Source organism: Paraburkholderia bengalensis, from assembly GCF_037126505.1.
In the GTDB taxonomy this organism is placed as follows: domain Bacteria; phylum Pseudomonadota; class Gammaproteobacteria; order Burkholderiales; family Burkholderiaceae; genus Paraburkholderia; species Paraburkholderia bengalensis.
The window spans coordinates 105430-126911 of the sequence record NZ_JACFYJ010000012.1 but is presented as its reverse complement, the minus strand read 5'-3'; the positions used below and the strand labels follow the sequence as shown (position 1 = coordinate 126911).

The 21482-nt window shown below is 59.5% G+C and carries 21 protein-coding genes and 1 riboswitch; of the genes, 13 read left to right on the top strand and 8 right to left on the bottom strand.

Annotated elements, in window-relative coordinates:
- Window positions 1–246: 246 nt before the first annotated feature.
- The 7 genes from H3V53_RS10705 to H3V53_RS10675 all read left to right on the top strand — a co-directional run bounded on the left by H3V53_RS10705 (window position 247) and on the right by H3V53_RS10675 (window position 6651).
- Window positions 247–951, top strand: coding sequence for a FadR/GntR family transcriptional regulator (locus tag H3V53_RS10705; protein WP_336597891.1), 705 nt, complete (start codon window positions 247–249; stop codon window positions 949–951).
- A complete protein-coding gene (gene ltnD, locus H3V53_RS10700) occupies window positions 890–1891 on the top strand; it encodes an L-threonate dehydrogenase (RefSeq protein ID WP_336597890.1) in 1002 nt (333 codons plus the stop codon). The genes H3V53_RS10705 and ltnD overlap by 62 nt, the downstream gene beginning before the upstream one ends.
- 19 nt (window positions 1892–1910) lie before the next feature.
- Window positions 1911–3227 (top strand): 3-oxo-tetronate kinase, encoded by a 1317-nt coding sequence (gene otnK, locus H3V53_RS10695; protein WP_336597889.1) that lies wholly within the window; start codon window positions 1911–1913, stop codon window positions 3225–3227.
- Window positions 3224–3889 (top strand): 3-oxo-tetronate 4-phosphate decarboxylase, encoded by a 666-nt coding sequence (gene otnC / locus H3V53_RS10690; RefSeq protein WP_336597888.1) that lies wholly within the window; start codon window positions 3224–3226, stop codon window positions 3887–3889. Before otnK ends, otnC begins: the two co-directional genes overlap by 4 nt.
- Before the next feature lie 86 nt (window positions 3890–3975).
- Window positions 3976–4764, top strand: a complete 789-nt coding sequence (gene otnI, locus H3V53_RS10685) for a 2-oxo-tetronate isomerase (protein ID WP_336597887.1) — start codon at window positions 3976–3978, stop codon at window positions 4762–4764.
- Window positions 4765–4803: 39 nt separating this feature from the next.
- On the top strand, window positions 4804–5793 hold the full coding sequence (denD, locus tag H3V53_RS10680) for a D-erythronate dehydrogenase (protein ID WP_336597886.1): 990 nt from the start codon (window positions 4804–4806) through the stop codon (window positions 5791–5793).
- 76 nt (window positions 5794–5869) lie between these two features.
- A riboswitch (yybP-ykoY riboswitch) is annotated at window positions 5870–6047 on the top strand.
- Between the two features lie 13 nt (window positions 6048–6060).
- A complete protein-coding gene (locus H3V53_RS10675; protein WP_054924007.1) occupies window positions 6061–6651 on the top strand; it encodes a TMEM165/GDT1 family protein in 591 nt (196 codons plus the stop codon).
- Window positions 6652–6728: 77 nt separating this feature from the next.
- Here H3V53_RS10675 and H3V53_RS10670 read toward each other — a convergent pair whose 3' ends face one another.
- The 6 genes from H3V53_RS10670 to H3V53_RS10645 all read right to left on the bottom strand — a co-directional run bounded on the left by H3V53_RS10670 (window position 6729) and on the right by H3V53_RS10645 (window position 14477).
- The gene (locus H3V53_RS10670) at window positions 6729–8018 is read right to left on the bottom strand and encodes an SUMF1/EgtB/PvdO family nonheme iron enzyme (protein WP_336597885.1); all 1290 of its coding nucleotides are present in this window, start codon (window positions 8016–8018) and stop codon (window positions 6729–6731) included.
- A gap of 230 nt (window positions 8019–8248) precedes the next feature.
- On the bottom strand, window positions 8249–9043 hold the full coding sequence (gene fnr, locus H3V53_RS10665) for a fumarate/nitrate reduction transcriptional regulator Fnr (protein ID WP_336597895.1): 795 nt from the start codon (window positions 9041–9043) through the stop codon (window positions 8249–8251).
- Window positions 9044–9178: 135 nt separating this feature from the next.
- On the bottom strand, window positions 9179–9667 hold the full coding sequence (locus H3V53_RS10660; protein ID WP_336597884.1) for a universal stress protein: 489 nt from the start codon (window positions 9665–9667) through the stop codon (window positions 9179–9181).
- A gap of 511 nt (window positions 9668–10178) precedes the next feature.
- Entirely contained in the window at window positions 10179–11000 is an 822-nt protein-coding gene (locus H3V53_RS10655; protein ID WP_336597883.1) for a hypothetical protein, read from the bottom strand.
- A gap of 466 nt (window positions 11001–11466) precedes the next feature.
- A complete protein-coding gene (locus H3V53_RS10650) occupies window positions 11467–12477 on the bottom strand; it encodes an ATP-binding protein (RefSeq protein ID WP_336597881.1) in 1011 nt (336 codons plus the stop codon).
- Between the two features lie 2 nt (window positions 12478–12479).
- Window positions 12480–14477: a helix-turn-helix domain-containing protein gene (locus tag H3V53_RS10645; RefSeq protein WP_336597880.1), complete on the bottom strand. Its 1998-nt coding sequence runs from the start codon at window positions 14475–14477 to the stop codon at window positions 12480–12482.
- A 920-nt stretch (window positions 14478–15397) separates the two neighbouring features.
- Between H3V53_RS10645 and H3V53_RS43615 the strand changes: the two genes are divergently transcribed.
- Entirely contained in the window at window positions 15398–15763 is a 366-nt protein-coding gene (locus tag H3V53_RS43615; RefSeq protein ID WP_419539469.1) for a DUF6471 domain-containing protein, read from the top strand.
- 510 nt (window positions 15764–16273) lie between these two features.
- On the opposite strand, the gene H3V53_RS10640 is transcribed toward H3V53_RS43615, so the two are convergent.
- A complete protein-coding gene (locus tag H3V53_RS10640; RefSeq protein ID WP_336597879.1) occupies window positions 16274–16747 on the bottom strand; it encodes a helix-turn-helix domain-containing protein in 474 nt (157 codons plus the stop codon).
- A gap of 442 nt (window positions 16748–17189) precedes the next feature.
- Here H3V53_RS10640 and H3V53_RS10635 point away from each other — a divergent pair, with 442 nt between their 5' ends.
- The 5 genes from H3V53_RS10635 (at window position 17190) to H3V53_RS10615 (ending at window position 20320) form a co-directional block, all read left to right on the top strand.
- Complete coding sequence (locus H3V53_RS10635; protein ID WP_336597878.1) at window positions 17190–17717, top strand: hypothetical protein; 528 nt, start codon at window positions 17190–17192, stop codon at window positions 17715–17717.
- A gap of 530 nt (window positions 17718–18247) precedes the next feature.
- Window positions 18248–18649 (top strand): hypothetical protein, encoded by a 402-nt coding sequence (locus H3V53_RS10630; RefSeq protein ID WP_336597877.1) that lies wholly within the window; start codon window positions 18248–18250, stop codon window positions 18647–18649.
- Window positions 18650–18944: 295 nt separating this feature from the next.
- The gene (gene arsN2, locus H3V53_RS10625) at window positions 18945–19388 is read left to right on the top strand and encodes an arsenic resistance N-acetyltransferase ArsN2 (RefSeq protein WP_336597876.1); all 444 of its coding nucleotides are present in this window, start codon (window positions 18945–18947) and stop codon (window positions 19386–19388) included.
- A 66-nt stretch (window positions 19389–19454) separates the two neighbouring features.
- Window positions 19455–19874 carry a CHAD domain-containing protein gene (locus tag H3V53_RS10620; RefSeq protein ID WP_336597894.1) on the top strand — a complete coding sequence of 140 codons (420 nt, stop codon included), beginning with the start codon at window positions 19455–19457 and terminating at the stop codon, window positions 19872–19874.
- 116 nt (window positions 19875–19990) lie between these two features.
- Complete coding sequence (locus H3V53_RS10615) at window positions 19991–20320, top strand: hypothetical protein (protein WP_336597875.1); 330 nt, start codon at window positions 19991–19993, stop codon at window positions 20318–20320.
- 188 nt (window positions 20321–20508) lie between these two features.
- On the opposite strand, the gene H3V53_RS10610 is transcribed toward H3V53_RS10615, so the two are convergent.
- On the bottom strand, window positions 20509–21258 hold the full coding sequence (locus tag H3V53_RS10610; RefSeq protein ID WP_233471158.1) for a glutathione S-transferase family protein: 750 nt from the start codon (window positions 21256–21258) through the stop codon (window positions 20509–20511).
- Between the last annotated feature and the right edge of the window lie 224 nt (window positions 21259–21482).

The following is a 21482-nucleotide window of genomic DNA, read 5'->3' as shown; positions in this document are numbered from 1 at the left end:
CGCCCAGCGCGAAACCGGCATAAACGAAAGGTCCCAGCACGACGACGAGGATGATCAGCACGATCAGCGTCGCGGCCCATCTGCGCCGCCCGCCGAGGCGGCAAACACACACCGGCAACGCCCGCGCCTCAAACGCGCCACCGCCCATGCCAGCGCAAACGGCTAATCGCTAAGGGTTTCCCCCACAACCCGCATCAAACGAAAATTTGTATGATGACCGTATAACATGGCAAATCCGCCCCCCGCATGTTCGAAAAAATCCCCAACAAAGCGCTTAGCGACACCGTCGCGCAACAACTCCTCGCGCAAATCGACGCGGGCGCCTTCGCGCGCGGCGGCAAGCTGCCGACCGAAGCCGTCCTCGCTCAGGAATTCGGCGTGAGCCGCACGGTGATCCGAGAAGCGATCTCGCGTCTCAAGAACGAGGGTGTGGTCGAGCCGCGTCAGGGCAGCGGCGTCTACGTTTCAGCGCACGGCGTGATCCGGCCGCTGCGGATCGATTACGCGGAGGCGATGGAAGGCGGCTCCGTGCTGCAGATCCTCGCCGTGCGCCGCGCCATTGAAGCCGAAGTGGCGGCCGAGGCCGCAATGCGCCGCACCGACGCCGACATGATGGCCATCGACGCCGCGCTCCGGAAGATCGACGACGCCGTCGCCGAAGGTCGCGACGGCGTCGCGGAAGACGTCGCGTTTCATCGCGCGATTGCCGCCGTCACGGGCAATCCGTATTTCCTGAAGACGCTGACCTTCCTCAACCAGTACCTCGAAGCGGGCACCGTCGTCACGCGTCGCAACGAGGCGCTGCGCGAGGACTTTTCGCGCCAGGTGCGCGACGAGCACGCGGCGATCGTCGCGGCGATCCGCGCAGGCGACCCGATGGCCGCGCGCAATGCCGCGCAGACGCACATGTACAACGCCGCGCGCCGCCTCGCCGAAGCGGGCATCCGCTGAATCCCCGACGCGTGGCGAGCGCGTCCGAAGCCTGTTCCAAAGGAAACGTATGTCCAGAAATGTCGGTGTGATCGGTCTTGGCGCGATGGGCATGGGCGTCGCGCGCTCGGTGCTGCGCGGCGGCTTCGCTGTGCACGCGTGCGACGTGCGCCGCGAAGCGCTCGACCAGTTCGTCTCCGCGGGCGGCAAGGCGTGTGCGAATCCCGCCGAGCTTGGCGCGACATGCGACGTGGTCGTCACGCTCGTCGTCAACGCGGCGCAAACGGATGCCGTCCTGTTCGGCGAGCAGGGCGCGGTGAACGCGATGAAACCCGGCAGCGTCGTGATCGCGTGCGCGACGGTTGCGCCCGAGTTTGCCGTCGATCTCGGCAAGCGCGTCGAAGCGGCGGGCCTGCTGATGCTCGACGCCCCGGTTTCGGGCGGCGCCGCGCGCGCGGCTTCGGGCGACATGACGATGATGACCTCCGGCCCAGCTGCCGCCTACGCCGCGTGCGAGGACGTGCTTGCGGCGATGGCGGGCAAGGTATATCGGCTCGGCGACCAGCATGGCGCGGGCTCGAAGGTGAAGATCATCAACCAGCTGCTCGCGGGCGTGCATATTGCCGCCGCGGCCGAAGCGATGGCGCTCGGTCTGCGCGAAGGCGTCGATCCCGACGCGCTCTACGACGTCATCACGCACAGCGCGGGCAATTCGTGGATGTTCGAGAACCGCGTGCCGCACATCCTGAACGGCGACTACACGCCGCTGTCGGCCGTCGATATCTTCGTCAAGGATCTCGGCCTCGTACTCGACACGGCGCGCCGCTCGAAGTTTCCATTGCCGTTGTCGGCGGCTGCGCATCAGATGTTCATGATGGCGTCGACGGCCGGGCACGGCGGCGAGGACGATTCCGCCGTCATCAAGATCTTCCCGGGCATCGATGTGCCCGCGAAACGCTGAGCGAGAGGAACCTGAGCACATGACGAACGCCGCACACAAGCCGTTGCTCGGCTGCATCGCCGACGACTTCACGGGCGCAACCGATCTCGCGAACATGCTGGTGCGCGGCGGCATGCGCACCGTGCAGACGATCGGCGTTCCTGCCGCCGGTTCGCACATCGAAGCGGACGCATTGGTGGTCGCGCTGAAGTCGCGCACGATCGACGCCGCCGACGCCGTCGCCCAGTCGCTCGCCGCGCTCGAATGGCTGCGCGCGCAGGGCTGCCGCCAGTTCTTCTTCAAGTATTGCTCGACCTTCGACTCGACCGACAAGGGCAACATCGGACCCGTCGCCGATGCGTTGCTCGATGCCGTCTCGCCGATCGGCGGCGGCACGCCGTTCACGATCGCGTGCCCGGCGTTTCCGGAAAACGGCCGCACGATTTATCGCGGGCATCTGTTCGTCGGCGACGTGCTGCTCAACGAGTCGGGCATGGAGCATCATCCGCTGACACCGATGACGGACGCGAACCTCGTGCGCGTGCTGCAGCGGCAGACGCGCTCTAAAGTCGGCCTCGTGCGCTACGACGCGATTGCGCAGGGCGTGGACACAGTACGCAACGCGATCGACGCATTGCGCCGCGACGGCGTGCGCATGGCCATCGCCGATGCCGTGTCCGACGCCGATCTGTACACGCTGGGCGAAGCGTGCGCGGACCTGCCGCTGATCACGGGCGGCTCGGGTGTCGCGCTCGGCTTGCCGGCGAACTTCCGCCGCGCCGGCCTGCTCGCCGATGCCGCCGACGCGGGCGAGCTGCCGCGCATCGAGGGTTTGTCGGCGGTGCTGGCGGGCAGTGCGTCGAAGGCGACGAACGCGCAGGTTGCCTCGTGGCGCGAATCGCGCCCGGCGTTCCGTATCGACCCCATCGCGGCTGCGCGCGGCGAGGCCGTCGTCGAGCAGGCGTTGACGTTTGCGCGCGAGCATATGAACGCGCCGCAGCCGCAACCCGTGCTGATCTACGCAACGGCCACGCCCGACGAAGTGAAGGCCACGCAGAATGCACTCGGTGTCGCGCAGGCGGGCGAACTGGTCGAGCGCACGCTCGCCGCGATTGCGCGCGGGCTGCGCGATCTCGGTGTGCGCAGGTTCGTGGTCGCGGGCGGCGAAACGTCGGGCGCGGTCGTGCAGGCGCTCGGTGTGCGGATGCTGCGCATCGGCAGGCAGATCGATCCCGGCGTGCCCGCAACGGCCACGATCGGCGACGATCCGCTCGCGCTCGCGCTCAAGTCCGGCAACTTCGGCGCGGTCGATTTCTTCGCCAAGGCGTTGCGTCATCTCGAAGGAGGCGCGCAATGACGGTCGCCGTTCACACCAGCGCGGAAGCCGCCGAAGCAAAGGTCCGCGAAGAAATCTGCGTGACGGGCGCGAGTCTGTACGAGCGCGGCTACACGGTCGGCAGCGCGGGCAATATCAGCGCGCGGCTCGACGACGGCTGGCTGATCACGCCGACGGATGCGTGCCTCGGCCGGCTCGATCCGGCGCAGATCGCCAAGGTCGATCTCGACGGCCATGCCGCGTCGGGCGGCAAGCCGTCGAAAACGCTCGCGCTGCATCGCGGTGTCTACGAGCGCAACCGCGACGCGCGCGGCATCGTGCACACGCATTCGACGCACCTCGTCGCGCTGACGCTCGCAGGCGTCTGGCGCGAAGACGACGTGCTGCCGCCCATCACGCCGTACTACGTGATGAAGGTCGGCCATATTCCGCTGATCCGCTATCGGCGTCCGGGCGATCCCGACGTCGCGCAGCGCATCGCCGGACTGGCCGACAGCGTGCGCGGCGTGCTGCTCGAACGGCTCGGGCCCGTCGCATGGGAGCGCTCGGTTTCGCAGGCTTCGTACGTGCTGGAAGAACTCGAAGAGACGGCGCGCCTGTGGCTGATGACGAACCCGCGTCCGGCGCCGCTCGATGAAGCCGCGCTCGAAGAGCTGCGCGCGGTGTTCGGCGCGCGCTGGTGAGCCGCGCACCATCGACACAATGAACCGCTCGGTCCGCATGCGATTGCCCGTGCGGCCCTTGTCCAACCAATACAGGAGATGCTTCGATGCCTCGCTTCGCTGCCAATCTGACGATGATGTACAACGAACACGCGTTTCTGGACCGCTTCGCTGCTGCGGCGCGCGACGGCTTCGAAGCCGTGGAGTTCCTGTTTCCCTATGACTTCTCCGCCGCCGACATCAAGGCACGTCTGGACGAACATGGCTTGACGCAAGCGCTCTTCAACGCGCCCCCCGGCGACTGGGCCAACGGCGAGCGCGGCATCGCGTCGCTGCCGGGCCGCGAAGACGAGTTTCGCCGCAGCGTCGACCGCGCGCTCGAGTACGCGCGCGTGCTCGGCAACGACAGGCTGCACGTGATGGCGGGTCTCATCAAGCCGGAGCAGTCGCGCGCCGCGCATCGCGAGGTGTACCTGAACAATCTCGCGTATGCGGCGAAGGCCGCGCGGGCCGACGGCATCACCGTCGTCATCGAGCCGATCAACACGCGCGACATCCTCGGCTTCTTCCTGAACCGTCAGGACGACGCGCAGGCGATCTGCGCGGAAGTCGGCGCGCCGAATCTGAAGGTGCAATTCGACCTGTACCACTGCCAGATCGTCGAAGGCGATCTGGCAGTGAAGCTTAAACGCGACATGGCGGGTATCGGCCACATCCAGATTGCGGGGGTGCCCGAGCGTCATGAGCCGGATATCGGCGAAGTGAACTATCCGTATCTGTTCGCGCTGATCGACGAACTCGGTTACGCGGGCTGGATCGGTTGCGAATACCGGCCGCGCGCGGGCACGTCGGAAGGACTGGGATGGGCGAAGCCGTGGCTGAAGGCGCGCGCCTGAACGCATTCGACAAACGGAAACACTGAGGAGCAACGCAGCATGAAAGTACTGATCACGGGCGGCGCGGGTTTTCTCGGCCAGCGTCTTGCGCGCGAACTGCTCGCGCGCGGTGAACTGAAGGGCACGGACGGACAGCGTCAACCCATTACCGAGCTGGTGCTGCTCGACGTCGTCGCGGCGCCCGGGCCTGACGACAGTCGCGTGCGCGTCGAAGTCGGCGACATTGCCGAGCGGAGCGTGCTCGAACGTCTGATCGACGCGAAGACGGACGCGATCTTCCATCTCGCCGCGATCGTCAGCGGCCAGGCGGAAGCCGACTTCGATCTGGGTATGCGGATCAATCTCGACGCGTCGCGTCTTTTGCTCGACGTGTGTCGCGAGCGTGGACATCGCCCCCGCGTCGTGTTCACGAGTTCCGTCGCGGTGTATGGCGGCGATTTGCCCGACGTCGTGCTCGACGAGACCGCGCTGAATCCGCAGTCGTCGTATGGCGCGCAAAAGGCGATTGCCGAATTGCTGCTGAACGACTATGCGCGGCGAGGTTTCGTCGACGGCCGCGTGCTGCGGCTGCCGACCATCAGCGTGCGGCCCGGTAAGCCGAATGCGGCGGCGTCGTCGTTTGCGAGCGGCATCATTCGCGAGCCGCTCAACGGCGAGCCTGCTGTGTGTCCCGTCGACGGCGCGACGCGGCTGTGGCTGCTGTCACCGCGCAAGGCGATCGAGTGTCTGGTGGCGGCGTGCGAGATCGACGCGGCGGCGCTCGGCAACCGGCGCACGGTGAACCTGCCGGGCGTGTCCGTCAGCGTCGACGGCATGATCGCGGCACTGCGCGAAGTGGCGGGCGATGCCGTCGCGGCACGTGTCGAATGGAAGCGCGATGACCGCGTCGAGAAGATCGTCGGCAGCTGGCCCGCGCAGTGGGATGTTTCCCGCGCCACGCAGCTAGGACTGCACGGCGACGCTTCGTTCAAGGACATCGTCCGCGCGTTCATCGACGACGAACTGGGCGGGAAGATTCCGCAGCGCTGATTGCGATGACTATAGCGGTGATCGCGATCGAAATCGCTGACTTGTTGATGTCGCCGCGATAGGGCTATAATCGCGTCCACTTCTTCGGGGAGTAGCCGCCCGGCGCGCGATGCGCCGGGGCGCACGTCAACATACTTGCGGCCGAAAGGCGCATGGCGTGTGCAGCAATCGCCTGGCAAGACCGATGATGCATGTCTCCACCTGACCGGGTCGCGGAGACGCGCGTCATCGTCGTCTTACTGTGCGGCCCGGTTATCACAACCCAACATGGAATCGTTCCTCGTTTCAACCAGCATCGTCGGTCTCGCGGAGATCGGCGACAAGACCCAGCTTCTCTCGCTCGTCCTCGCTGCGCGGTTTCGCAAGCCGGTTCCCATCGTTCTCGGCGTGCTGGTGGCGACACTCATCAATCATGCTGGTTCGGGCGCGCTCGGCGCGTGGCTCGCGAGCGTCATTCATCCGCACGTGATGAACTGGGCCGTGGTGGCGTCGTTTGCGTTGATGGCCGTGTGGATTCTGATTCCGGACAAGCTCGACGAAGCGGAGGCCGTCACGACGAAGCACTCGATGGGCGTGTTCGGCACGACGGCGCTCACATTCTTCCTCGCGGAGATGGGCGACAAGACGCAGATCGTCACGATCGCGCTCGCAGCGCGTTTTCACGAGTTCTTTGGCGTTGTGCTGGGCACGACGCTCGGCATGATGCTCGCGAACGTGCCCGTCATCTATCTCGGCCACCGTTTCGCGGACCGTCTGCCGACCAAGGCCGTTCACGTGCTCGCCGCGATCATCTTCGTGGTGCTCGGCGGACTGGCGCTGAGAACGGCGCTCTATCCGGATGCGCATCCGATGTTCTGACGATGGGGAAAGGGCGCAGGAAATTCTCTCGCCTGACTCCGCGCAACTGGGATAAACGCATTGCAGATTAAAAGACGTCAGCTCCGCACGCAGCGAAACCCCGCATACACATGCTGGTAATGTGCCTGAAACCAGTTGCGGAACGTGGGCCGCAACATGCATTGCGCGGTGCGCGCCGACCCGCCCTTCAGCACGTAGTGCTGTCCATCGAAGAAATTGGCCGAGTAGCCGAGATAGAACGGAAATGCCTCGAAGCCGGGCAGCGCTTCGAATTGCGATGACGTCCACTCCCAGCCATTTCCATACAGCCCTTCGACACCGAACGCGCTGACGTTATCCGGCGACGCATCGACAGCCTGCGGGTTCCAGCTGCGAAAGTCATAGTTGCCCGAAGGCGCGTGCGGCACGCCTTGCGCGGCGCGTTGCCATTGCGCTTCCGTGGGCAGCGCCTTGCCCGCCCAGCGCGCGTACGCGCTCGCTTCGGCATGGCTCACGTAGGCGGGCCAGTCGGGCGGCAGCGCAATGTCGTCGAACATCGTACGCAACAGCCACGTGCCGTCGTCGCGCCGCGACCACGTCACGGGATGCGCGATGCCCTCCGCCTCCTTCCACGCCCAGTCCTTGTCGGTCCAGTAAGCGCGCTCGCGATAACCGCCCGCGTCGATGAACTCGCGGAACTGCGCATTCGTCACCATGTACCGATCGATCTCAAACGCGTCGACCTGCACGCGCTGTTCGCCGAATTCGTTGTCCCAGCCAAAGCGGCCGTCTTCTTTCTTCATGCCGAGCACGGCCTCGCCTGCGGGCACGCGCATCATCGGCGTCGACCCGACGTTGCGCGATGCGTGCTCAACGGGCGTCGCGCCGCGCGGCGCGCTCTTCATGTGGAGCGGCAACTGATGCAGCATGTACGCGAGCGTTTCCGCGTGCATCAGGCGATGCTCGATCGCCACGTGCAGCAACTGCTCCGGCGAGCCCGTCGCCATTCCGCCGCGGCCGAACTCGAATGCGGCAAGCCGGCTGTCGATCTGCTCGCGCGCCTTGCTTGCATAGTCGCGCACGCTGTCGAGCGAAGGCCAGTCGGAAGGTTGATCGGTCGGAAACCCGCCGTCGACAGGATCGATGCCGAAGGCGAACAGCTTGTCGAGTTCGGGCGCGAACGCGGGCAGCGGGCACAGGCGCTCGTCGAACAGATTGCGGTCGAAGGCTTCGAGATGGCCGATGTAGAAAACGATCCGATGCCGCTCGCGGATCGGACGTTCATAGAGATATTCGGGTTTGACGACCGCGAACAGCGCGTCCGTGACGCGGCGAGCGTCGATCATGCGCTGGACCAGCGGGTGTTGCGGAGCGGGGTCGCGATTCATTGGCCGGGTCTCCTCGTGGGCAGCGTGGGACGGGAGCGAGCCGCCGTGGCGGGGACGCCCGTCCTCGGGGGACAGTCTTGAACTGTACCCCACCCGCACGACACGTGCCAGGCGAGTGCGCACGGGCGGCTTGCGAGGCGCAGCCGCGTGTGTGCGCTTCGAGCGCGTTTTGAGTCGGCGTTGAGTGCCCTTGAGCGCGCCTTGAATGCGCCTTGAGCCCGGTCGAGATGTTATCGGCCCGGACGTTCGGGCGGTCCCACCTGACGCAGCCCCTCAGGATCGACGATGTGAATGAAGCGGCCTTGTGCGTCAATCAGTCCGCGCTTTTGAAATCTTGACAAGGTGCGGCTCACGGTTTCGAGCGTCATGCCGAGGTAGCTGCCCATGTCCTCGCGCGTCATCCGCAGGTTGAATTCAGCCGACGAATAGCCGCGCTGCGCATTGCGCTCCGAGATGTCGAGCAGGAACGCCGCGACGCGCTCGTCGGCGCTCAGCGAGCCGAGCACCATCATCTGCGCGGCTTCGCGGACGATCTGCTCGCCCATCAGCTTGTGCAGGCGTTCCTGCATCGAGCCGATCTCGCGGCACAGATGCTTGAGCGCGGCGTACGGAATGATGCACACAGAGCTGTCTTCGAGCGCGACCGCGCTGCAGGCGTGCTGGTCGCTGCTGATGCCGTCGAGGCCGAGCGCTTCGCCCGCGAGCCGCAAGCCGGTGACCTGCTCGCGGCCGTCGCGATGCGCCATCACCGTTTTCAGCGATCCCGAACGCACGGCGTACAGATTGTCGAAAGAATCGCCCGCGCGATACAGCGACTCGCCACGCCGCACGGCGCGCGCCGTGCAGATCAGCGCTTCGAGCTGCGGCAGCTCGTTGGCCGCGACGCCTTGCGGCATGCACAGATGCCGCATCGCGCACGACGAGCAACGCGCAGTGCTGCGCGCGGCTTGATGCGTGGAACCGGCGGAATGGCGACGGACTCGGACGGGAGCGACAGCGGCAGGATTGAGCATGGGACCGACCAGCTAAAAGAGGGTGAAAACCCATTGTCCCATTCGTTGCTCGTGCAACCGGGCGGCAAAATGACGCGTCGACGCGTGATCCGCCGTTGAGCGGCGTCACGCCTCGTTCGCCTTGTGCCGCGGGCGCCCTGCGGCAGATCAGGGTTTTGCGTCGACGGATGCGTCCGGTGCGTCCGCACCGCTCGCGGCGGACGGAATCAGCAGGACGGGCAGCGTCGACTGGCGCACGCAGCGCTCGGCCACGCTGCCGAGAATCAGCCGCTGCATGCCGCGCCGGCCATGCGTGCCCATCACGATCAGGTCGGCGCCGAACTCGGCGGCGGCGCGCAGCACGAGCGTCGGGACGTCGTCGAACGATGACGCTTCGCCGACCGCGATATCGCCCGATACGCCGCTGCCGCGCATCGCCGCCGACAGTTCCGCCGTCAGCTCCTTACCCTGCTCGACGAGGCGGTTGCGCAGTACCGACGGGTCGTAGCCCGGCGCATCGAAATACATCGGCGTGTTTTCGACTGCGTAGAACGCGCGCAGCGTCGCGCCGAGCTTGCTGGCCAGACTGAGGGCGCCGTCGAATGCCCGGCGCGACGTGTTGCTGCCGTCGACTGCAACGAGGATGCGTGTGTACATGAAGCCTCCGTGCCGTGGAAAGCGGCGCGCCGCCTGTGTCCCGCCTGCGCCAGCCGCGAGTGAAATTCGTGCGAACTAAGTGCGGCTCAGCGAAAACGTTACGAAATGAAGATTCTAAGTAATTGTTTTTAATAGTATTTTTTCGAGTCGAATACTATTGTATAGGCTTTCAATGAAAAACTCGTTCAGTTAAAGTTATACGGAAACCGTAGCGTTCCAGCAATAGTGTTTATGTTTCGGTCAGCGGAAGAGGGGACGCTTGCGTTCCAGCCCAGCATGCGCAAGCGCACCGTCGACGAGATTGGGTCGTGCAGCGGCAAGCGTGCTTGGGAGGTTCTATGGGAACCTCTTCTGAACGGTTTGGATGGGGCCGATTAACACACCGGAAGCGGCGCGGAGATGGTCGTCCATAGTCTTGGTGCGCTGCACCTATAGTTTTGTCATATGCGCAAGCGCACCAAAACGACTACTGCCGCAGGACGTAGGTGGACCCGGAGGTAGTCGATTCGAGTCAACGGACAGCGGTCGTGGCGAAGTTGTTCTTCCAGCGTCTGAAGATTCCGCGACTTGTCAATCTTGTAAACTCTGGCGACGCGGGCAGGGCTAAGGTAGCCGTGGCGCAATCCTTGACGTCTGCTGAAGGACGGTAAAACGTCTTCGAGAATCGAGCATAACTGGTCAATTGGTCTACGGCTCGCTGCATTTCGGCAACGGGAATACCTTCGTTGCCAACGCGATAAGAGAAAAAGTCCAGAAGCTCCGAATAAATGGCTAGAATTCGAAATACAAATTCAAATTTGTGTGCAGTACACTGGACAACCTCTCTCCCCACTAACTCGAAATGCGCCCCTAGTGGCGAATCATGAACCGGCCGCGTGAAATCAAACATATATTGTATTGTGGAAAGCGCGGCAGCAGCTGGAGGGCATTTTTGCGCCATGACCGCATCTGGATTCGGTAGGGATTTTATTTTAAACGCATCTGCCACCCGCGTTAAGAATAATCTCAAAGATAGAAGGTGGCTAAAGGACCGACCGTTTGGAAAATTTGTTCTGCCTAAACGGAAAAACATGCTGGTGGGCCGATTTTTGAATTTAAGATATATCAGGTCGGGAAACGGAACAAAATGTTCGGGTGCCAGAGGAAGCGGCGTATTGAAGCGCAGGAATACGGGAAATCTACGATGGGTTGATAGACGGCTGAAATAAGGGAAATTTTTTATATCGCCTGATGAGATTCTTATATCCTCTACAACCTTCGTCCACGCTTCGAGTTTCGATAATCTGGCCTCTGCTAAAGCGTACACTTCCGTGTTACTGGGTTCGGCACGCACCTTGACAATATATCCTGATATGGGGCCATTGCAATAATTGCAAATAAATGCTGTCCGGGTCGCATTTCCGCATTTGTCGTACATTCCAACAGGGCGTCGACAGCATTCGCAATGTATGCTGAGGTCGCAATCGTGAATGGGACACAGGACCAGTGTCTCTGCCTGATGCCAAACGCTATGGTAGCCTTCTGCGAGGCAGAAGCGACAAAATCTGAAGAAGAAGTGGATGGGCCAAAACGAGCCCAAAATCCATTCGCTGCACCCGATTGGCGGGAAATCGCACTCTATTCCTTCTGCAAGCAGGCGTCGTCGTTTCTTATACATCGCTTTTATAACGCTAGCCGAGATACACGACCGGTCTCTAATCCTCCACGCGATGCCCAGATTGGATTCATAGGGGTAGGTCTCGGAGCCGAATAATTTTTCCATGTGCATTAAGGGTTCTGGTATTTCAAAATATTCGATTTCATCGATTAGCTCCTTCACTGAGGCGAGATGAAAGTATTGCATCCTCAAACACTTCGTCCGGTAGTACGATAGTCTCGGCATCTATACCTGCGAGCATGACAAGTGCATATCGTATTGCTCTGAAAAAGGGTCGAGCAGTGAAACTGGACGTCATCGTTACGGGCACACCGGCTCTCCAAATTCGGAAAAACTGGTTGGCGGTTGAACCTAGTCTGAAACCGTTAGCGAAGGCCTTGGGGCAGAAAAATTCAGTCCATCGTCTGCCATCGGAGGATGCCGCTGCGTCGATTGCGTCAAAAACCGCTCGCACGTCCTCTTCCGATTCGAATGACCTAAAGGTTACTTCTCTGGACGCAAATCGACCAATGATGTCTTCATAACCCTTAGTGCGTAGCTCGGTTATTCTGGCAGCCAAGTTCGGCGATTGACCAGCCATTATCGTAATAAGGGATACTCCATGTAATGCCAAATGATTGTAGACATCTTTCAAAAACTGAAATTCCGTGATGCCCATTCGATGCGCCTCATCCAGAAATAGCAGGATTTTTCTAATTTTTGATTCGCATCCAACATACGTGAGTTGGGTAAAAGTCCGCGCTCGCAAATCTGGAGTTTCACCATTGGTTGAAAGCTCCAGAATGGATAGAAGATTTTTATAGAAAGCCCGAATCGAAGTGCTTTGTTGCTGATTGATAGGGATGATGAAACTGGAAAGGGAGGGCATGTCGCGGGTCAAGAAGGCTTGTAGGACCTGCAAGCAAGATGACTTGCCGGCGCCCGGGTCGGCAGAGATGAATGCTCCGCTGTCGTTAACGGCGACCATGGGCTTTACAACGCCATACACTTCTGCGACTTGTGGTGTTGCAATCAGGTCGGATGAGCCAAAAATCGGATGACTTGAGAGGTTTTCGAGAGCCGTCCCCAGCTTCTGCGCAGCCGAACTATCTGTTGCCGGCTCTGACCGCTCCGGAGGTGCATGGATAGAAACCGTTGAGAGATTGATTGGCATGGCTATCGACTGCGTTTGAGAGAGGCGATTCGAGGCCTGAGCCCGAACGGGTCGGCTCCTAACGCTGGAGATGGGATAACGGCGGCCGCCGGGGTAGCGTTGGGCCCTTCAGCGTGCGGCGGTGCAGGCGGTTTGGTTGTCCCGGTTCTGCGAAAACGATGGGAAGCAAGGTTGAGCACATCAGACGCGACAGGCATTTCCTGTAAGACTAATTTCCCTTGGTCCCGCTCAATTTTTTGGGCGACGATACTTGCATCTGTTTGGGCCTGCGTGCTTCGGGCGAACTTGTTGGCGAATCTCCTTTCTTTTATAGACACCGCCTCATTTCGCTTTGCGTGCTCTGGTAACAACAGACCAAGTTTCTCCCCGGTTTTCTTGACGACGGCGAACACTTGGTTGGCGTCCTTCTTGTTGACATAGAGGATTAGCGTCTCGTCGAGCAAGTCGTAAGAGCTGGTTAGTCGCCTATGTGTGAAGCGGCACTCCCAAAGATTCACATAGCATCTTCTGCCGGCGGATTGTTTGCCTTTTACTGGCCGCTCTACGATAGTCGCGAGTAGCAGCCAACTCGGAAAGTCCGATTGGGGCAGCGGTTGGGGAAACACCCCGCTCGACGGATGCTCGAAAGCGGCCATAATGGCCTGTAAGGGAGAGTTTCCCTTGTTGGTGGAGTTCGGCGTAACGTTCAGCTGTCGGGCCGATTTGTAGATTGTAGATATTAGTTCGTCTAAGTTAGCTCTTAGAACAATGGCCTTACCAACGGGGTCGTCGCGCCTTGGGTCGCTAGGTCCTGAGCCGTAGGTTGTGCCCAGCTTTTTCGCTCCGTTGGCGGTAAGCCTTCCGATAATATTTTCAATTAAGGCTCGCCCCCACCATTGATACGGTTTTCCAACCAGAACGACACAACCCGTCACCGCCATTACATTGTTGATTGAGTCCTTCGCAAGGTTTGCCCACGCGTTATCGACTTCAAGGAGGGAAAAGCAGCAATTCTTTGCGTCAGGCAAAAAACTATTGATGAGGATAAGATTTTCATTGGCTCCGACGGTAATCTCAGTGCTATGCTCCAACCCGAATAGAGCGCTCGAGACGGTTTCCAGGAAGGAAAGGGAGCTGGGGTTTGCCTCCAGCGCGACATTGAGTCCCAGAATCGCCCCGGTTGAAACCTCCGCCAATAGCCCGATGTACCAGCGCGGTACGGGTATAGGGTGGACTACGCCGTCAATTTCAATTTCGATGATGCTGGCAGCGTCGACCTTGTGGAAGTCGAGTTGAACGCGAGCCATGCATCGCAAATCGGGAAAGATACGCTCGCCCGCTGGGTCCAGGCGCCGGTTTTGCGCCGCCTGTAGTCCGTATCTCGCTGCAAAGGCCTGACTATCTTGTCCACTGAAGCGTTTAACGAACGCGGCAATCGTGTTATAACCCTGCTTCTCCGTGTTGAATGGCCAGTCGTGGTTACTGACGCCGCTGGCTCGAGCTGCTGCGATAAAGTTCTGGTGTATTTCTTTGACCGACAGCGATGCACGGTTCGATTTGCCCGAACTTCTGAGTCGGATGTTTGCTAGCAGCGCCTCTTCAATTGCAGGATGTTCACGAAGAAGCTGGTCGAAGGCGCCAGCATATCCTAACGACCTGTCGATAATGCCCATAGCGGCTTCAGCTCGCACCTTACCGATATCGCGTTCGCTCGAACTGGCGACACGCTTGTACTGTACTATGCGTCTATTTGGAACCAGTGCTTCACAACCCCAAATGGTGGTCGGTGCTTTATATTCAGTGCAACGTTTAAGCAATCGTCTGAGCTCCGGGTACGATATGCCGGTGCGTTCGGTAACGCTTGCGATGGTTTTGCCCTCGGCGTACATCAAAACCGCCTCCCGACGCTTGCTGTACAGGGCCTTGTCGTCCTCGGACAGATTGCTTATATCGGGCTGTTCCCAGCGTTCAGGAGAACCCAGGTTAGGCGAGATGAGAGCACGGATTCTTCCGGCGGTCATGGCGACACTGACGACAGTATTGATGACCTTCCGAAAAACGCGGATGTCAGATTAGTTTGCAGCGTCCCTGTTTGCAGCGCTCGCCCCACGACTGCAAGCATCCGTGCTTGGTCGATGCCAGGTAAGGAAAGCACACGAGTAAGTGTCGGCTGGCGCTCCCGCTGCAAGCAATTTTGGAGTGCCTCTATCTCACGAAAGCAAGCATGAACGTCGGGTCGAGCTCGATTGATGCACCCAAGTAAGACAATCCAGTTATCAATCAGCTTCTCCTTTCCCGCTAAGTCCTGGCTTGTGAAGACTGAATATCGAATCCCGCTCGCGCGCGACGTTCTGAAGTGCTTCAAGTCGGTCCTCGTCTTCTCGACTGGCCGTTGGATTCATCCAGATTGTTTCTTGCGAAACTGCGCCATCGGCATGATGTAGCTCGCAATCAGCCTGTGCTTTCTGCTCAGTCCCGCCTGATACATAGGTAATTGGCGGCACCTCGAACGTGTAGTGGCGTATTGATGGGTCTCCTTCCGCTAACACAGCCCTGCAGAATCGCGCGTCGCCGTAGAGGTAGAGGCGAGCACCGAGTTTCGGAGACTGCAAAATCCACATTGTGCTGTACCGATGGCGGGGTGCTCTCGACCGTTGAACGGGCGAAAGTGACTGTTCTTCAGAGAAAAGAAGTGGCAAGGGAGCAATCATCGATGCGGCCCTCCAATCTTAAGAACTGTTTGAGTGCCGTTAGACTGCCGATAAACCATGCGGCGGGGACGACTCCGTGAGGGCTGGTATGAACCCAGTCCGCCACTGCATCACTATCATCAACGACCGTTTTGCTATGACGTACAATGGCTTAAGAGGTGCTGACGGGCCTCAAGTGCCCAGTTTGAGCATGCCATCACAAGCTAAAATAAACAGATTTTTCCTCTTAAATGAGGAAAAATCGTGCTTTTTCCTCGCATCTGAGTTATATGTCATCAAGCGCCCGAAGTCAAGATTCTGCGGAAGTAATCGGTCACGAGACTGTCGTTGATTTCTCGCGGGAAGCGAAGCTCGCTTTGAGAGCGGAGTTGGAGCGGCGTCAGCTCACATATAAAGACCTCGCCGCCCGCATGTGTGAAGTGGGATTTCGCGAAACGCCAAAATCTGTCGCGGAGAAAATAGGGAAGGGACGGTTCCAGTTCGCTTTCTTTCTTCAGTGTTTCTACGCGCTAGGAGTGGATGTTGTGCGCATACATATTCCGTCTCGACCGGATATCGCTGTCGAGCTTGCACGGCTTCACGGCGTGCAAGAGTAAGGAATCCACAATTTTAGATTTTGCGTGCGTTTTACAGTCGCTCCGCACGTAAAACGTTGGCCGTAGCTTCTGTCGCTGCGCGCAAACCTTTACAACCCGAGCTTCTGCGGTGTGACGACAAGTCGAGCTTCTGTCGCTAGGCACCCATCTGAGCGATGCTCTGCCTAGCTCGTCGTGAGGTGACGCTTGCGAAACAGTGCGTAGCGCTAAAACGGGTAGCGGGCGGGGCTGCATCTAAAATCGCAACGACACCGGCGATGACGGTCGGTGCGGAAAAGATAGCTATAGGCTGGATGAAACCAACCTCTACCGCAGTCTTACCACTCTATCTAGATGCTTTCGACCTGGCCACCATGCTCGGTCTCTCAGTCGGGACAATCATCCTGCGAGCACGACACCGCCCCTGGCTGCTGCCACCGCGCGTCGAAGTCTACAACAGGGAACTGTTGCGCTGGCGGCAGGATGTCGTCCAAACCTGGTTGCGCAACGGATAAGCGCGAGTGTCCGGAACTAAAGCAACTCGACTGGATGGATTCCGAACGCCTCTGCGAGTTTCTCGAGCGTCGCAAGCTGAAGGGGCGTGCCGCGGCCGTGCGGTGCTTCGACCCTGGAGATGAAATTGCGGTCAACCCCCGCAAGCTGCCCCAAGTGTTTCTGCGAGATGCCCATCTTTTCTCGCAAGTTGGCGACCTTAGCGCTAACCGCGGCGCTAGTGACATCCCCGGTTGGCGGGCGTCGCTCGATTTCGCCCTTGCCAGAGAAAGTCATTAACACACGAACATCGATGTCAAGCGCCCTCGCGAGCGCCTCTGCGCGTTCCAATGTCAGGTTGGGGGATGTTCGTTCCAAACGACTGATGGTCGTGCGGTCGGCGCCAATATGAGTGCCAAGCTCCTCCTGCGACATCCCCAGTTCAATGCGATAGGCCCTCAGGTTTCTTGCGAAACGCTCTCGCAGGGTCACTGGTTCACTAGATTTCGTCATGCCGCCATTTTCATGACGACAACATAAATGTCTACGGCAGATAAATGTTCTACATTTAACGTGTAGACATTTACATGTACAATGTAAACGCCTACACTTCGCTTCATCGGTTTTAGATGGGGCTGAAAGCGTCAGCACGTCGCGTCCAATCGAGGTGCCTTTTGACTTTAGACAATTCTGGAAGCAGCAGGTGGAAGCGGTTTCGCGACCAGCCGTTTACCCGAGTTCAGTTGCTGGGCGGAGGCAATCCCGAGGAGCGCATCCGCGCTTTAGATAGCGTTGGCAAGTGCGATGAGCTTGTGGTGCCGGGCGGCCAGCCAGATATCGTCGATTCGGTGCGTGCGCTCTCGACGTTGCCTATGCCGGCGCTGTGCGTAGCCGGTCCTCACGAATGCCACGAGTGGCGGTCAATTCGAGGCGCTGTAAACAGGGAGCAGTCGTGATGTCGTTTTATGCAGTAGACCATGCAACGTTCAGGCGGGGAGAGGACATTGCCATTGCTGTGTGCATCGGCCGTTTCGGCTCGGACCTGCGATGCACGCAAGAGCTGTACAGCGGTTGCGTGCAGCACGGCGGCGCCCACAATATTTGGACCGACGCGTATCACGCTTTATATAGAAATGAGAGCGCTCAGCTTGTTTCGGACGACGGTCAGCTGACATTAACCAGGTCGGCGTCGACTAAACGGCAGCACCGTGTAACGCACGTGACGTGCTTTGTCGAGCAGGAACGAGCGGCGGTGCAAATTGCATCCGCTCGGTTTACGGTATCTGTCGACTCGGTAGGTCGTGTACGCGGCGAAGCTGTTGCCACTGGCCAGCGGGCGAAAAAAATAGCACGCTTGCGCGTTGACCCATTTCATTCTGCTTCGGAAATCGGCCTTGCGGTACTGCTGCATCTAGCTAGCCTGGAATACCAACCCGCGGTCTCAGACATCATGCGCCGAATGCGGCGGGAAGACCCATTGTGAACAGTCGATGAGCGAAGCTCCCGAATTGTCGCCAGCCACCCCCTTTCTGCAGACAGATGTCTCTGTGTACCTCGGTGATTGCAGCGGCGATTCGTTGAAGGTAGTGTGCGATGGCATCTCAATCGAATCGCGCGGGTCGACATGGCAGCGCGCGTTGCTCGCCCTTGCGCATCCGACGCCACCTGGTCCATATCCGGTCGCCGCGCAATTTACGATTTTTGTTCACGAGACGTCTGGCTATGCTACGACGGACCCTCGCGCAGTGGTCACCTTTCGAATTGACGTTCGATGCGACGGAATGTGGGCGCACGCCAGCGTTCAAAGTGCTCAGTCGGTCACGGAGCTCCCATCTGTCTCATACGTGATTGGCGACGATGTGGTCACTACTGCCCGTCGCGTGCTGGAGGCGTGGCAAGTACGTGGTGCCGCGTGAGGCACTGCCAATATCCCGGATGAGGCGATTGCTCTCGGGGTGCCTGTTTATGAACCCAACGCTTCCTCGCGCCACTAACCGGAGGTCCCGACAGGACATGGGTGAACTGACGATTTTTTTTTACGATGGCGCCTATGGTGGAGACCTCGCCACAATGGTGCACCTGTGCGATGTGGAAGGCAGTGTGGTGCCCGATGACAGGCCTCCCTTTCCGCTTCTTGAGGAGGTGAGGCGCGTGCTCGGGATGTGTGCGGAAAAGTATGCGGCGCCCTGTGCGTCAGGAGACTGCTTCTCTGTACTCATCGGTCGAAAGACGGAAGCGCAGCTCCAGCATCTGGCAAGGCTTGACGTGGTGGCGCAGCAAGGGCTCGCTCGCGCAAGCGTGATATACGCAGACGGCTCTCGGACTGACATAAACGGCGCAGTCTTCGAGGGTGACGACGACGTCGTGACGACACTCCTCAATGTTCTGGAAGCGCAAACGGACGGCGTGCGATAGGAACGATGTCATGGCCCTCATGCTGCATGTGGTGTGGGAAAATAGGATGCTGCTAGCCGTACCAGCATGCGCCGCTTTCCTCGGCTACCTCCTCGGTCGCTTGCTTCGCGGCGTTGGCCGAAAATAGCGCTGCTACAAGTCGCTTGGGCGACATGTGCTGATGACAGTCTTGTCAGCACCGCATTGAACGGTTTGCCGCAATCGCCTTTTTTATTGGCGTTCCGGTTTAGTCGTCATGCTTCGACGTGCTCTACTTGACACCCCGTGCTGTTCAGTTCGACACGGAACATCCATCATGAAGATACGTGCCGCGAGACCCGAAGACCTCGACGCCATCAACGTCTTGCTCACTGAAAATGCGCTGCCGGCGTCCGACATCACCCGTGAACTGTTGCGTGACTTCGCCGTCGCAGAAGGGGACGGTGGCTTTCTAGTGGGGTGCGTTGGGCTGGAGAGCTGTGGCGCCAATGCGCTGTTGCGGTCACTGGCTGTTGCGCAGACAGTGCGCAACGCCGGATTGGGAGGTCGACTGTTGGCACGTGCAGAAGACCTAGCACGCAAAAAGGGCATCTCGGAACTGTGGCTGCTTACTACGACGGCACCCGATTTCTTTCGCCGAAAAGGCTATGTGGACGTCGGACGAGGCGCCGCGCCGACCGAATTGCAGGCGACTTCGCAGTTCGCCCAATTGTGTCCAGCGAGTGCTGTCTGCATGACGAAAATTATCTCTTCATGCTAGCCGTGGTTATCGACCCAGGCGACACCGCGATAGACGTGCAAGTTCTGCTGCTCATCAGTAAACAGCCTGCTAAAGAAAGCAGTCAAGCGCGCTATCGGGGATAGGACATCACGCCACACTTCGTTTCACGAAGTACGAATCGCGGGAAAGAAACTGCAATACGTGCTTGAGTTCTTTTCACCCATTCTGCAAAGGGACCATCAGGCCGTCATCGAAAGCTTGGCGTCTGTGCAGGATGTACGTGGCAGGCTAAACGACCTCGTGACCAATGAAGCGCTCCTGCGCGAGCATGCGTTTCAGTTGTGGCCGGAAATAGATATGCTTCAAGTCGCTTGGGCAACATGTGCTGATGACAGCCTTGCCAGCACCGTATCGAACGGTTCTGCCACAGTCAAACCCTCGGAGCACCTGATTCCTATCAAGCATGAGCACCGCGCCGGTGGCGGCGCCGCGATAATATCGTCGCGTTACAGCGACGAAACGTAACTGTATGTCGCGTAGCAGCAAAGAAAGCTCCGCGCGTGTCGCGCAGCACTGAAAAACCAGCTCAACGCCCTGTTTGATTGCAGCATGAGTCGCGGTGCAGCGAGGACCAGGCGGCCGTGAAATCGGACAAAAACCTGTTGTATATTGATGCCGAACTTCGTACGTTCGTCTTGGAAGTTGTAAGAGTGCTCTGTCCGACGAGGAACTGTGAATACGCTTCGACGACGTGCGAGGACCTTGCTGGTCAGCTATCCGCGAATGCATCGTGGAACATCGCGACCGCCGGCATGTCCCGTGACGTGGCGTTGAGTAGAGCAGAAGAAGGCGTGAGAGCGAAGGTCGATGCGGCCGAGTGGGACTTTTCGCGAAGCGAGGTAGCTTGGGTACTGAACCGCTCGCGCGGGTTGATGCAGATGGGGGATGATGGCAAGGCGCAAATCTCGTGAGGTCTGCGAAACGGCGAGCCTGGGACTATGAGACGCAGAATCGACGCAAACAGTTGCATGCGCTATCCGACCACTACTAAAGCTAGGACGAACAAACGCTAAATCGTTCCTGACGGGCAGTCAACACGCAGGGAACGTTGCAACGTGCTGTGTTCCCTGCCAAATGACTGGCGACAATGTGTCGCAGGTTACGCGGCCGCTGCCAACTGTGCCTTGTGCTGTGCGACCACTGCTGCTTCTTCCTTCAAGGCTCTTTTGACCGCCGGGCGGGTCTCGATGCGCTCTATGTAGGCGTTCAGGTTCTTCAGGTGGTCGAGGCTCACGCCCGAACGCTCATGCCACAGCGTCGCCCATACGTACGCATCTGCGACCGTGAATTGCTCTCCCATCAGATAAGCGCGGCCATCAGCAAGTTTTGCGTCGAGCAAGCCGTAGGCGGTCTGCAGCTTGTGCGTGTGATATGCGATGCCGTCCGCGTTCATCAGCTTGCGCATGAGCGGAATGTGTTTCTGCGCGATTTCCGTCGCGATAAACGTTAGCAACTGGTCCATCTTCACGCGCTCCAGCGTGCCGCGCTTCGGGATGAGACCGGCCTCCAGATGCTGGTCAGCGAGGTACGAGATGATGATGATGGTTTCAGTCAATCGGGTTTTCGCTTCATCGTCAAGCTCAAGGACGGGCACGTACTGCAGCGAGTTGACGTCGGCGAACTTCGAGCCGTTCGACGTGGACTTGCCGAACACGTCGAAATGAATCAGTTCCGGGGAGAGGCCAAGCTCGTTGGCAATGACCTGTACAGCTTGTGAGCACGTTGCGTCGGCAATGTAGAGCTTCATTTCCTTGACTTCCTTGGTGGTGGGTAGGGCTAGCTGGTTGGGGAGATGTGTTGCAATAAGTTGTAGAGAAGTATCGGCATTTCTAGCAGTCGGATAAATCACTGTTCAGGAGTCGCTCTGTCGCTTTCCGGTCGACAATTCTCTTGGTTAAGTCACTGTATGCAGGCGCGCTATGCGTCGTGATGGGAGTGAAGCAGTGAACAAGATGGCTGGTGGCGACGGCGGCTGCACACTGAAGCTCACTCTCCGAGTCTCGACATGGACGAGGTGTGATGCGCTAAGTGCACTAACGAGCATGTCCGGTCATACGCCAGTCAAGTGCATTG

What these genes read in the sequence shown, in the direction of transcription:
- H3V53_RS10705 (WP_336597891.1), top strand. Translation starts at nt 247, where the DNA reads ATGTTCGAAAAAATCCCCAACAAAGCGCTTAGCGACACCGTCGCGCAA.
- ltnD (WP_336597890.1), top strand. Translation starts at nt 890, where the DNA reads ATGCCGCGCAGACGCACATGTACAACGCCGCGCGCCGCCTCGCCGAAG.
- otnK (WP_336597889.1), top strand. Translation starts at nt 1,911, where the DNA reads ATGACGAACGCCGCACACAAGCCGTTGCTCGGCTGCATCGCCGACGAC.
- otnC (WP_336597888.1), top strand. Translation starts at nt 3,224, where the DNA reads ATGACGGTCGCCGTTCACACCAGCGCGGAAGCCGCCGAAGCAAAGGTC.
- otnI (WP_336597887.1), top strand. Translation starts at nt 3,976, where the DNA reads ATGCCTCGCTTCGCTGCCAATCTGACGATGATGTACAACGAACACGCG.
- denD (WP_336597886.1), top strand. Translation starts at nt 4,804, where the DNA reads ATGAAAGTACTGATCACGGGCGGCGCGGGTTTTCTCGGCCAGCGTCTT.
- H3V53_RS10675 (WP_054924007.1), top strand. Translation starts at nt 6,061, where the DNA reads ATGGAATCGTTCCTCGTTTCAACCAGCATCGTCGGTCTCGCGGAGATC.
- H3V53_RS10670 (WP_336597885.1), bottom strand. Translation starts at nt 8,018, where the DNA reads ATGAATCGCGACCCCGCTCCGCAACACCCGCTGGTCCAGCGCATGATC.
- H3V53_RS10660 (WP_336597884.1), bottom strand. Translation starts at nt 9,667, where the DNA reads ATGTACACACGCATCCTCGTTGCAGTCGACGGCAGCAACACGTCGCGC.
- H3V53_RS10650 (WP_336597881.1), bottom strand. Translation starts at nt 12,477, where the DNA reads ATGCCAATCAATCTCTCAACGGTTTCTATCCATGCACCTCCGGAGCGG.
- H3V53_RS10645 (WP_336597880.1), bottom strand. Translation starts at nt 14,477, where the DNA reads ATGACCGCCGGAAGAATCCGTGCTCTCATCTCGCCTAACCTGGGTTCT.
- H3V53_RS43615 (WP_419539469.1), top strand. Translation starts at nt 15,398, where the DNA reads ATGAGGAAAAATCGTGCTTTTTCCTCGCATCTGAGTTATATGTCATCA.
- H3V53_RS10640 (WP_336597879.1), bottom strand. Translation starts at nt 16,747, where the DNA reads ATGACGAAATCTAGTGAACCAGTGACCCTGCGAGAGCGTTTCGCAAGA.
- H3V53_RS10635 (WP_336597878.1), top strand. Translation starts at nt 17,190, where the DNA reads ATGTCGTTTTATGCAGTAGACCATGCAACGTTCAGGCGGGGAGAGGAC.
- H3V53_RS10630 (WP_336597877.1), top strand. Translation starts at nt 18,248, where the DNA reads ATGGGTGAACTGACGATTTTTTTTTACGATGGCGCCTATGGTGGAGAC.
- arsN2 (WP_336597876.1), top strand. Translation starts at nt 18,945, where the DNA reads ATGAAGATACGTGCCGCGAGACCCGAAGACCTCGACGCCATCAACGTC.